We start from the raw sequence: 11,339 nt of genomic DNA, 5'->3' as shown, positions 1-11,339 counted from the left end.
GCCCTATGATGACGATGATTCTTTTAAGCTTTAAGAGATAACAAGTAATCAGACATTTTTTCACAGCCAGATCCAACAACAGTGTTTGACTTTCCAGGGTTGGCGTTTCAAAACGATGAATCTGGTTTAATCGATCTAAAATGCTCAGGCAACCATGGAGAAATCATGCTAATTTTATGATCCATGCGGCTGTTTTTACAAAGCTGTGAATAGATAGTCATGTCAGCTGTGGATCGTTTGAGTATAACTGCGATTCACGCTAAGATAGCCAGCCTGATGTATAGTTATTCCCAGGCTGTCCACAAGCTGTACTTCCGGATGTGCACAGGACAGATTCAGAATAAAGGTAATGATTTCAGCTATCACGGAACTTACCAACACTATCCACACCCTTTATGATGACGACGAGTTTTTTAAAAAAAGGTTGAAAAGAGGATATAGTAATGAAGATAACCCTGCCGAGAGCTCCTTTGTTGCAACTCATACAGCGTTGCCAGAGTATCGTGGAGAAAAGGCATACCGTTCCAATCCTGGCCAACGTGCTGATCGGAGTGAATCAAAGCGGTATATCCATGACAGCAACCGATCTCGAAGTCGGAATTCGAAGCTATGCCGATGCCCTCGTAGAAGCAGAAGGCGCTACTACTGTGTCGGCCAAGAAGCTCTTTGATATCATCAAGGAGCTGGATCCTGAAAAAGACGTGACTCTGGAAATGAAAGCGGCGAACGGTTTTCTCTCCATTGTCAGTGGCTTGTCCCGTTTTCGTATTGCTACCCAGTCCGCCGATGAATATCCGGATCTGGTAGAGCAGAAAAATGCGACAGCTGTTAAACTGCCGGGTAAAACACTTGCTGACATGATCGGTGCTACCTCTTTTGCCATGTCTACCGATGAAACACGCAAATATCTTACCGGCACACTCTTTGAACTGGATGATCAACAGAATTTGAGGCTGGTCACTACCGATGGGCATCGCCTTGCCTTGTCGGAGGCTTGTCTTGATGCACCATCACAGCCTGCTTCGTGCATTGTACCGAAAAAAGCGGTGCTCGAAATTCGCAAGCTCTGTGATGAAAATCAGGGGGAAATCGAGTTACTGATCAGTGAGCGTCAGATTCGCCTGGTAGCCGGAGTCAATGTGCTTACCTCCAAACTGATCGATGTACGCTTCCCTGTTTATCAGGATGTCATTCCTGCAAACAATCCCGATGTTGCACGTATCGAAAAGGGAGTGTTTGACCAGGTTCTTCGTCGCAACATGATTGTGGCCAATGAATTCACCCATGATATTCGTCTGACATTTTCAACTCAGGGACTTGATGTATCGGCTCATAATACAGAGCAGGAGCAGTCTGAAGAGCGCATCGCCGTTGATTATGCAGGTCATGAAATAGCCATCGGTTTTAATGGTCGTTATCTGAGAGATGTATTGGGGGCGATCAGATCATCTACCGCCATGATGGAGATCAAGGATGAGCTTTCCCCTGTTCTTATCCGGGGCGAAGACGATGAAAGCTCCCGTTATGTTATTATGCCGATGAGAATTTAGCCTGGTTGTTGGCAGCTGAAAAATGACGATCATGGCCACACCATTGTCTGTTCGTGAGCTCAGGCTGAGTGATCTTCGTTGTCATAAAGCGCTTTCATGGACATGCACAAATGGATTGAATCTTGTTGTCGGAGCCAATGGAAGTGGTAAAACCACGTTGCTGGAGTCGGTCTATTTGATGTCGCATGGACGCTCCTTTCGCCAGGCCCGTGATCCTTTTTTGTTACGTCATGGTGAACAGCGTTTCGTTATTCATGGCCAGTGGCAGCGATTTGGCCCGATGCATCTGTCGGTTGAGGGGCGTAAGGGACAAACCTCCATTCGTCTGCAGGGGCGTGATATTCAGCGGCGCAAGGATGTCAGTGAAAGTTTTCCCGTGCTGGTCGATGCGCCACAGGGACGAAAACTGGTGGATGGAGCACCGGGGGAGAGACGGCGCTGGCTTGATGGCCTGGTGATGACTTTTTTTGAGCCGATGCGCCTTCACTACCAGCATTATATGCGCGCGCTGATGCAGCGCTCCCGCTTATTGCGTCAAAAAGCCGGTGATGATGAGCTGGTGGTCTGGGAGCAGCAGATTGTCACCCATGGTGAACCGATTATTGCAGCGCGTTTACGTGTGATCAGTGAGCTGAACAAGCTTCTGGTTGATGAGCAGCGACTGACCGAATACCCTGTCAGTCTGGAAATAAACATGCCTGACTATAAGCGTCAGGAGTGGCTGGAAAGGCTGGCAGGCAAACGGGAAGAGGACAGACGTGCCGGAACCCTGCGTTTCGGCCCGCATAGTGATACACTGCGCATCCTGTTTCAGCAGCGTGAAATTGGCAGTGCAGGCTCTCGTGGTCAGCAAAGACTGGCCGCCATTGCACTGAAAATGGCAGAGTGCGGTTTATGGATTCGTTATCGCAGACTTATACCGATACTTCTGCTCGATGATTGTCTTGAGGCACTGGATAGTGAGCGCCAGTGCAGGGTGCTGGAGCGCTTGCAGGAAAGCCATGCCCAGATATTGATGACAGCTCCGGCGGGGATCAATGTGCCGGATCATATTGATGTGGATATACAAGTACTGTCGGCTCAGGGTACCTGGGCAGCGGATGACAGAAACGGACGGAATACAATGGTTAGTAAAGCGATCAAACTGGTGAATGGATTGGAGGAAGCAGCATGAGTGCCTCTCAGGATCAGAAGGAGTACGGTGCCGGCAGTATCAAGGTTTTGCGTGGACTGGATGCAGTGCGCAAACGGCCTGGCATGTATATCGGTGATACTGATGACGGATCAGGTCTTCATCACATGGTATTCGAAGTGGTGGATAATGCCATCGATGAGGCGCTGGCTGGTTACTGCAACAAGATCGAAGTAATCATCCATTCAGATGATTCCGTAACGGTGCGTGATAATGGTCGCGGTATTCCGGTTGATCTCCATGAGGAAGAAAATCGTTCTGCAGCCGAAGTCATTATGACGGTTCTGCATGCCGGCGGAAAATTCGATGATAACTCCTACAAGGTTTCAGGTGGTCTGCACGGTGTGGGTGTATCGGTGGTCAATGCCCTTTCAGAGTCGCTTGAACTGGTAATTCGTCGTCAGGGCAAGGTCTACTACCAGAAATATGTGATGGGTGATCCTGTGGAGCCGCTGGCTGTTGTCGGCGAAGCCAGGGGGACCGGTACAGAAATACGTTTTCTGCCGAGTCTCTCCATTTTCTCATACCGTAACATGTCTTTTGATATCCTGGCTTCCCGTTTGCGCGAGCTCTCGTTTCTCAATAGCGGCGTGCATATCGAGGTGATGGATGAGCGCACTGACAACAAGGCGGTTTTTGCCTATCAGGGCGGTATTTCGGCTTTTGTTGGTCACCTGAATCGCACCCGTATTCCACTGCACAGCGATTGTGTGGCTATGGATGTGGAGAAAAACGATATCACTGTTGAACTGGCCATGCAGTGGACCGATTCATATCAGGAAAATATTTTCTGCTTTACCAACAATATTCCCCAGAAGGATGGAGGCACCCACCTGGCAGGTCTGCGCAGTGCTCTTACCCGCTGCGTGAATAACTACGCGACCGCCAGTGGATTGTTGAAAAAGCATAAGGTCAGCCTGACCGGTGAGGATTGTCGAGAGGGATTGACGGCGGTGTTGTCGGTCAAGGTTCCTGATCCCAAGTTTTCGTCGCAAACCAAGGAGAAACTGGTGTCATCCGAGGTCCGTGCCGTGGTTGAGGGTGTGGTCAACGAGAAGCTGGCTGAATGGTTTGAGGAAAATCCGAAAGAAGCGATGCGTGTCGTTGGCAAGGTAGCCGAGGCCGCCACAGCGCGTGAAGCTGCACGCAAGGCTCGTGATCTGACCCGCCGCAAGGGCGTACTCGATATTTCCAGCCTGCCCGGAAAGCTGGCTGATTGCCAGGAGAAGGATCCGGCACTTTCCGAGCTCTACCTGGTGGAGGGTGATTCTGCGGGTGGTTCAGCCAAACAGGGACGAGATCGCAAGGCGCAGGCAATTCTTCCTCTGAAGGGTAAAATCCTGAATGTGGAGAAAGCCCGTTTTGACAGAATGCTGTCATCACAGGAAATCGGTACAATGATTACCGCCCTGGGTACCAGTATCGGCAAGGATGATTTCGATATTGCCAAGCTGCGCTATCACAAGGTTGTGATCATGACCGATGCGGACGTGGATGGATCGCATATCTTGACGTTGCTGCTGACCTTCTTTTACCGGCAAATGCCGGAGTTGATCGAGCGTGGCCACCTCTATATTGCTCAACCACCGTTGTACCGGGTAACCCGTGGTAAAAAATCACGCTATATCGCCAATGATGACGAGCTTTTTGAGTTCCTGCTGGAGCATGGTTCTGAAGGGAAAGAGTATTTCTCTGCAACCGAAGCCGGCGTGATGAGTGGCGAGCGCTTGCAGACTGCTGTACGCAGTATTCATCGTCTGCAACGCTTGTTGAGCAGATTGTCACAGCGCATTGATAGCAAGGTACTCAAGCTGCTGGTTGAAACAGGCAATATCACACTGAAGGTGATGCGCAGCCGTGAGCTGCTGGAAGAGAGAATGCAGGTGCTTGCCGACGCATTCCGACAGGCCTCCCGTGAGGATGAGGTGTTGAGCTGGAAGGTGATGCAGGATGAAGATGATGGCGCATTCTGGGTTCAGTTCCAGCGCCGTGATCACGGTCGTTTGATGATTTCACGGCTTCACAAGGATCTGGTGGGGACGGCTGAGTTCGGCGAAGCTCAGAAGCTGTGTGAGTCACTGAAGGTGATGGTGGGCTCCGGCTCTTATCTCGAGCATGCCGATAAGCGCTGGAATATCAGCCACTTTGATGAACTGGCAGGGACCATTGAGAGCGAGGGAAGAAAAGGGCTGAATATTCAGCGCTATAAAGGACTGGGTGAAATGGATCCTGAGCAGCTTTGGGAAACCACCATGGATCCTGCCAATCGTATCTTCAAAAAGGTGATGCTTGAGGATGTGGTGAATGCCGATGAAACATTCTCGACCCTGATGGGAGATGCCGTTGAACCACGTCGTCGCTTTATTCAGGACAATGCACTGAAAGTTAAAAATCTCGATGTTTAAAAGGATAACATGTGAGCGATAAAATCAAACAAACCCTGACCTATGCCGATGCCGGAGTGAGCATCGATGCCGGTAATGCTTTTGTCGGTCGTATCAAACAGGCCGTTGCTTCGACCACCCGTCCGGAAGTGATCGGTGGGCTGGGAGGGTTTGGTGCCCTGTTCAGCGCCAATTTCCAGCATATGCAGGAGCCGGTGCTGGTTGCATCCACGGATGGCGTGGGTACCAAGCTGTTGCTATTGCAGCAGCATGGCCGTCCGCATGTAGCAGGTATCGATGCCGTGGCCATGTGTGTAAACGATATGGCCGCCCAGGCTGCCGAACCGCTGTTTTTTCTCGATTACCTGGCTACAGGCAAGCTTGATGGTGAAACGCTGGCAGCCGTTGTTGAAGGCATTGCCGATGCATGCCGCGTTTGTGAGTGCGCCCTGATTGGTGGTGAAACAGCGGAAATGCCGGGCATGTATTCACCGGGTCATTATGATATTGGCGGTTTCTCTGTGGGTGTTGTGGACCGGCCGAATATTGTCGATGGCTCCACGATCAGCGATGGTGATGTGATGATCGGGTTGGCTTCGAGTGGCCCTCACTCCAATGGTTTCTCCCTGATTCGCAAGCTGATTGAGGTGGGAGGAGCTGATATCAGCCACGATCTTCTCTCTGATGGTACAGCTGCAATTGATAGCGTGCTTGCCCCTACCCGTCTTTATGTACCGGCTGTGAAAGCCATGCTGAAAGAGTCCGTGACCGTACATGGTTACTCACATATCACCGGTGGTGGCATGTTTGACAATATTGAGCGCATTCTGCCTGAAGGGCTTGCTGCGACGGTGGATATCTCATCATGGCCGGTTCCGCCTGTATTTGAATACCTGCTTGGTTTCGCCGACGTTGAAAAACATGAGCGTTATCGGACCTTTAATATGGGAATCGGCTTTGTGGCGATTCTTCCGGCCGATGCAGCTGAAAAAGCCGAAGCCGTATTGCGCGAGGCTGGTGAAACGGTATATCGCATCGGACATATTCACCGCAGGGATGGTGAACCGGTGACTCTGATCGGCTAGAAGTTTCCGGAGTTGGCAGATGAAATCCCCGCACTGTTTCGGCAGTGCGGGGATTTTTTATTTCTGCTTCGAGAGTTTCAGTGCTGCAAACACTTCATCGGCATGGAAGGATGAGCGTACCAGAGGGCCGGATGCAACCATGCCGAAACCTTTTTTCTCGGCCAGGTATTTGAGTTCTTCAAACTCTTCCGGGCTCCAGTATTTCATCACCGGATGATGGTTAATACTCGGTCTCAGATACTGACCAATGGTGAGAATATCTACGCCTGCTTCGCGCATATCATCCATGACCTGCAGCAGTTCATCCCTCTCTTCACCCAGTCCGACCATGACGCCTGACTTGGTGACCACTCCGGGGTCAATCTCCTTGGCCCGTTGCAACAGACGCAGGGAGGTGAAATAACGTGCACCCGGTCGCACAGAACGATAAAGGCGGGGTACGGTTTCCAGGTTATGGTTAAAGATATCCGGACGGGCAGCCATCACTGTATCGAGACAGGAGGCAGGTTTTCTCTGAAAATCGGGGGTAAGAATTTCAATGGTGACGTCAGGTTGCCGTTCCCTGAGCTCGCGAATCACAGCAGCGTAGTGCCCTGCCCCTCCATCCTTCAGATCATCACGGTCAACCGATGTAATGACCACATGCTTAAGCCCGATCTGGGCCACTGCAGTGGCGAGGTTCACCGGTTCGTCCGGGTCAACAGGGTCCGGTTTTCCAGTTGCGACATCGCAGAATGCACAGGTCCGGGTGCAAACACGGCCAAGGATCATGAATGTGGCAGAACCCTGTTTCCAGCAGCCGCCAATATTAGGGCAGGAAGCCTCTTCGCATACGGTATTCAGCTTGAGTGTACGCATCATGGCGACAATGGACTTGTACTCAGCCGACATGGGAGCTCGAACTTTTAACCAGGCCGGTTTTCCGGCCATGGGTTCTCCCTGGCTTTCAGTTTGTATAGGTATGATTTTACGGCTCATGTGGCTATGCTAACAACGATTTGCTCCCCGTCACCATGAAACGGTGATTCGTGCGTATTGATTCTCTTTTTGGCATGATTCCGCCTTTGTTGCCACGAAGAAAATTGTTTGGAATCAATGAGGAGATGTAAATGAGTTTTTCCTGTTTTATAAAGTTGTTCGCGGCTGCACTTGTTTTGTCACTGCTGGGATATTACAGCGCAGGGCTATTCGGTATGGAGACTCCGGCCGGATCTGTCTTTGCAACCGGTCTTCTGATTGGTTGTGTGGCGGGTGGACTTCTGGTTGCCCTCTATCCGGTCAGTTCTGCCGATGAGTCTGATACGGACGCAGCATCATCCGGGACGAGCAACCTGTATGTCGGTAACCTGCCATTTAACGCAGGTCCGGATGATATCAAAAACCTGTTCGCTCCTTATGGAGAGGTGGTTGATATCAGAATGGTCAAGGACAGACGCAGTAAACGTTTCAAAGGTTATGCTTTTGTTGAGATGAACAGTGCCGGAGCACAGGCAGCTATTAAACATCTGGATAATAATGATTATGCCGGACGCACCCTGCGTGTGAACGAAGCCCAGAAAAAAGGCGAAGCATAAGGAAACATAAAAAAAGCGCGGGTCACACCGCGCTTTTTTTACTTACAGGTACTGAATCAGTCCAAGCCTGTTTATACGGTCAGTCCGATACTGTTGCACGTCTGCTTCGAACAGCCCCGGCAAGCTCGCGCAGCAGGGTTTCAGAGTCTTCCCAGCCTATGCACGCATCGGTAATGCTTACCCCGAATTTCAGTGGCTGACCGGACACGACATTCTGGCGTCCTTCATGCAGATGGCTTTCAATCATGACACCGGCGATGTGGCGGTTGCCGCCGGCAATCTGCCCGGCAAGGTCATGTCCGACATCCAGCTGCCGCTTAAACTGTTTGCAGCTGTTGGCATGACTGCAGTCGACCATCAGATACGGGTGCAGGGAAGCTCCTTCCAGATCTGCAATGGCGCGAGCGACACTGGCAGCATCATAGTTGGGTTCTTTGCCGCCGCGCAGGATGATATGGCAATCATCGTTACCCGAGGTGGAGAAAATGGCCGATTTGCCCTCTTTGGTCAGCGACAGGAATACATGCGGGTGAGTCGCAGCTCCGATGGCATCAATAGCGATCTGGAAACCGCCATCAGTGCCATTTTTGAAGCCGACCGGACAAGAGAGTCCACTGGCAAGCTCACGATGGCCCTGCGACTCTGTGGTGCGCGCGCCGATCGCTCCCCAGCTGACCAGATCAGCCACATATTGCGGTGTGATCAGGTCGAGAAACTCGGTACCGGCAGGAATACCCATTTCATTGATATCAAGCAGCAGTTTACGGGCGAGGCGAATTCCCTTGTTGATCTCGAAGGTGTTATCGAGATTAGGGTCATTGATCAGCCCTTTCCAGCCAACCGTGGTGCGTGGTTTTTCAAAATAGACGCGCATAACAATGAGAAGATCATCGGCAAGCTCATGGCGCATGGCTTTAATTCGGCGGGCATACTCGAGCGCTGCATCCGGGTTATGAATCGAGCAGGGACCAATGACAACCAGCAGGCGGTCATCAACACCATGAAGAATATCATGAATGGCCAGGCGGGCATCATGTGTGGTGCGTGCAGCTGTTTCGGATGTTGGATATTCAGCATGTACCTGCTGCGGCGGAGCAATTTCGCTCATCCCGCTGATACGCAGGTCGTCGGTGATATATTTCATAGCCATGACGTTTCTTGCCCCTGATAAAACCGGATAGATCCCCGCAGATTGGCACCTGCGGGGCGCAGTATTGCAGAAAATAAAGGAAACTGTTAGCCCGATCTGCTCTTAAAGCGGAGCGGACCAGCTGATGTGAGCGGGCGCCGGTTTAAAGCGATTCACTTTCCGGCACCCGCTAAAACATCATGCGCTGTTGCTGTGGCAATCAGGCGACGCCGATGCCTTCGCGCCAGGCGAGTACCAGACGGAACTGATCATTATCCAGTTCCACACTGAGTTCACGCTTGATTTCAGTTAATGAAGCATAGGGATCAGCATCATCCAGCTCGGTCATAATGGTATCGAACTCATCTCCGATCAGTGCCGGTACATCGATGTACTGGCCGGCACGGATGATGGCCACAAAGTGCTTCATGATCGTTGATTCACTGACATTCTGCTGAGCTGCAATCTGCGTCAGGCTCATGCCCTTACGCAGCTGCGAGAGCGTATATGACTGGGTTTCATTCAGTCCCGGCCCCTTGGCGATCAGCATCGGAATTTCCTTGCCGCCGGATTTCACCGGAGGTGCATCGGTGGTTTCAGCATGCTTGCTGATGACCTTGATAAAGGCTTTACCGTAGGCTTCAAGTTTGTGCTGGCCTACACCACTGATTCCGCGCAGCTCGTCCTCGCTGACCGGTTTGCTCTGGGCCATTTCGGTCAGGGTTACGTCGCTGAAAACCACATGTGGCGGAACATCTTCCTTATCGGCTATTTCTTCACGTAACAGCACCAGTTTCTTGAACAGCGCCTCATCTCGGGAGGCACCCAGTCTCCTGAACTGACGCCGAATACCCGGCTGGTATTTGGCCAGTATAATCGGTTCGCCGGTGCCGATATGCTCGGCTTTTTTGGTTGCCAGCATGGCTGCGCGCTTGGAGACATCCTGCACAAAATAGCCATGATGCACGAGCTGGCGGAGGATGGAGGTCCACTCGTCAGCATTCAGGTCAGCACCGGAACCGTGCGACTTCAGTTTATCATGCTTGTTTTCACGGATGCGGGAGTTATTCGAGCCACGCAGCATGTCGACAATATAACCCATACCGAAATGGCCCTTGACCTCGCGCACACACTGCAGCGCCGCTTGTGCGAATTCGGTGGCATCATAGGTATCAGGCGGATCAAGGCAGATATCGCAGTTACCACACGGTTCATCCAGTGATTCACCGAAATAACCCAGCAGCACCCTTCTGCGGCAGGTCAGTGCTTCAGAGAAGGCGACCATACTATTGAGCTTATGGACCTCAACACGTCGCTGGTCGATATTTTCCACATTTTCAATCAGTCGGCGAACGAGGTTCACATCGCCGGAGCCATAGAGCATCAGCGCTTCCGACTCCAGCCCGTCTCGACCGGCACGGCCGGTCTCCTGATAATAGGACTCGATACTTTTCGGCAGATCGTGATGAATTACGAAACGGACATTCGGCTTATCCACACCCATACCAAAGGCAATGGTGGCAACAATGACTTTAACACGGTCTCGCAGAAAATCGTCCTGCACCCTTTCACGGGTACGGCCCGGAATGCCGGCATGATAGGCAGCAGCCCGGATACCATGACGTTGGAGGTTCACCGCCAGGTCCTCCACCCGCTTTCTCGACAGACAGTAAATGACACCTGATGCGTTGGGCCAGCCCTCCAGAAACTGCAGGATCTGGGTTAGTGGCTGCCGCTTTTCAGCAACCAGATAGCGGATATTCGGACGGTCAAAGCTGGCTACAAAACGTTTGGCTTTTGCCAGCTTCAGACGATCGCTGATATCTTCGCGGGTGTGCTCATCAGCGGTGGCTGTGAGTGCCAGCATTGGCACATCAGGAAAGATTTCGCGCAGTTCACCAAGGCGCACATATTCCGGGCGGAAGTCATGCCCCCATTGTGATACGCAGTGGGCTTCGTCAATGGCGAACATGGAGAGTTTGACTGTCTCCAGCTTGGTCAGAAAGCTCTTGGACAGCAATCGTTCCGGTGCCACATAAAGGAGGTCAAGATCTCCCGCTTCAAAGCGTTCCAGGACATCCTTCGCATCAGCGGCTTTAAGCGATGAGTTATAATAGGCCGCCTTGACACCGCAGGCAGTCAGGGCATCCACCTGGTCTTTCATCAGCGAGATCAACGGGGAGACAACAATGCCGGTTCCTTCACGCATGATGGCCGGGATCTGGTAACAGATCGACTTGCCACCACCGGTAGGCATCAAAACAAAGGCATCCTTGCCATCGAGCAGGTTGCAGATGATCTCTTCCTGCATAGGGCGGAATACATCATATCCGAAGATATCCTTCAGTACCTTTCTGGCCTGTTCTTTTACTTTTTTTGTTGCCATTTCCTTCCTCTTGCACGGGCCGAAAAGCCAATGCCTTTA

At 51.6% G+C, this 11,339-nt stretch carries 8 protein-coding genes; 5 read left to right on the top strand and 3 right to left on the bottom strand.

The features are described from left to right. Nucleotides 1–443: 443 nt before the first annotated feature. From dnaN to purM, 4 genes are read left to right on the top strand one after another with little or no spacing between them, the layout of a single operon-like run. Nucleotides 444–1,550, top strand: a complete 1,107-nt coding sequence (dnaN, locus tag FEF65_RS03460) for a DNA polymerase III subunit beta (RefSeq protein ID WP_138238383.1) — start codon at nt 444–446, stop codon at nt 1,548–1,550. Nucleotides 1,551–1,581: 31 nt separating this feature from the next. Further along, nucleotides 1,582–2,724, top strand: coding sequence for a DNA replication/repair protein RecF (gene recF, locus FEF65_RS03455; protein ID WP_238701149.1), 1,143 nt, complete (start codon nt 1,582–1,584; stop codon nt 2,722–2,724). Beyond that, on the top strand, nt 2,721–5,147 hold the full coding sequence (gene gyrB / locus FEF65_RS03450) for a DNA topoisomerase (ATP-hydrolyzing) subunit B (RefSeq protein ID WP_138238381.1): 2,427 nt from the start codon (nt 2,721–2,723) through the stop codon (nt 5,145–5,147). Before recF ends, gyrB begins: the two co-directional genes overlap by 4 nt. Nucleotides 5,148–5,158: 11 nt before the next feature. Then, on the top strand, nt 5,159–6,211 hold the full coding sequence (gene purM, locus FEF65_RS03445) for a phosphoribosylformylglycinamidine cyclo-ligase (RefSeq protein WP_138238380.1): 1,053 nt from the start codon (nt 5,159–5,161) through the stop codon (nt 6,209–6,211). 57 nt (nt 6,212–6,268) lie between these two features. Here purM and lipA read toward each other — a convergent pair whose 3' ends face one another. Then, entirely contained in the window at nt 6,269–7,189 is a 921-nt protein-coding gene (gene lipA, locus FEF65_RS03440; RefSeq protein WP_138238379.1) for a lipoyl synthase, read from the bottom strand. A gap of 131 nt (nt 7,190–7,320) precedes the next feature. Between lipA and FEF65_RS03435 the strand changes: the two genes are divergently transcribed. Then, nucleotides 7,321–7,785 (top strand): RNA recognition motif domain-containing protein, encoded by a 465-nt coding sequence (locus FEF65_RS03435; RefSeq protein ID WP_138238378.1) that lies wholly within the window; start codon nt 7,321–7,323, stop codon nt 7,783–7,785. A gap of 79 nt (nt 7,786–7,864) precedes the next feature. Here the strand turns inward: FEF65_RS03435 and aroG are convergent, their stop codons facing one another. Both aroG and recQ read right to left on the bottom strand, forming a co-directional pair. Then, on the bottom strand, nt 7,865–8,935 hold the full coding sequence (gene aroG, locus FEF65_RS03430; RefSeq protein ID WP_274595099.1) for a 3-deoxy-7-phosphoheptulonate synthase AroG: 1,071 nt from the start codon (nt 8,933–8,935) through the stop codon (nt 7,865–7,867). 199 nt (nt 8,936–9,134) lie between these two features. Beyond that, nucleotides 9,135–11,300 carry a DNA helicase RecQ gene (gene recQ, locus FEF65_RS03425; RefSeq protein ID WP_138238377.1) on the bottom strand — a complete coding sequence of 722 codons (2,166 nt, stop codon included), beginning with the start codon at nt 11,298–11,300 and terminating at the stop codon, nt 9,135–9,137. Between the last annotated feature and the right edge of the window lie 39 nt (nt 11,301–11,339).

It is taken from the genome of Mariprofundus erugo (assembly GCF_005818865.1).
In the GTDB taxonomy this organism is placed as follows: domain Bacteria; phylum Pseudomonadota; class Zetaproteobacteria; order Mariprofundales; family Mariprofundaceae; genus Mariprofundus; species Mariprofundus erugo.
The sequence above is the reverse complement of the archived record's forward strand: the minus strand, read 5'-3'. Positions and strand labels throughout refer to the sequence as shown.

Coding starts and splice junctions, on each gene's coding strand:
- dnaN (WP_138238383.1), top strand. CDS start 444: ATGAAGATAACCCTGCCGAGAGCTCCTTTGTTGCAACTCATACAGCGT.
- lipA (WP_138238379.1), bottom strand. CDS start 7,189: ATGAGCCGTAAAATCATACCTATACAAACTGAAAGCCAGGGAGAACCC.
- gyrB (WP_138238381.1), top strand. CDS start 2,721: ATGAGTGCCTCTCAGGATCAGAAGGAGTACGGTGCCGGCAGTATCAAG.
- aroG (WP_274595099.1), bottom strand. CDS start 8,935: ATGGCTATGAAATATATCACCGACGACCTGCGTATCAGCGGGATGAGC.
- recQ (WP_138238377.1), bottom strand. CDS start 11,300: ATGGCAACAAAAAAAGTAAAAGAACAGGCCAGAAAGGTACTGAAGGAT.
- FEF65_RS03435 (WP_138238378.1), top strand. CDS start 7,321: ATGAGTTTTTCCTGTTTTATAAAGTTGTTCGCGGCTGCACTTGTTTTG.
- recF (WP_238701149.1), top strand. CDS start 1,582: ATGGCCACACCATTGTCTGTTCGTGAGCTCAGGCTGAGTGATCTTCGT.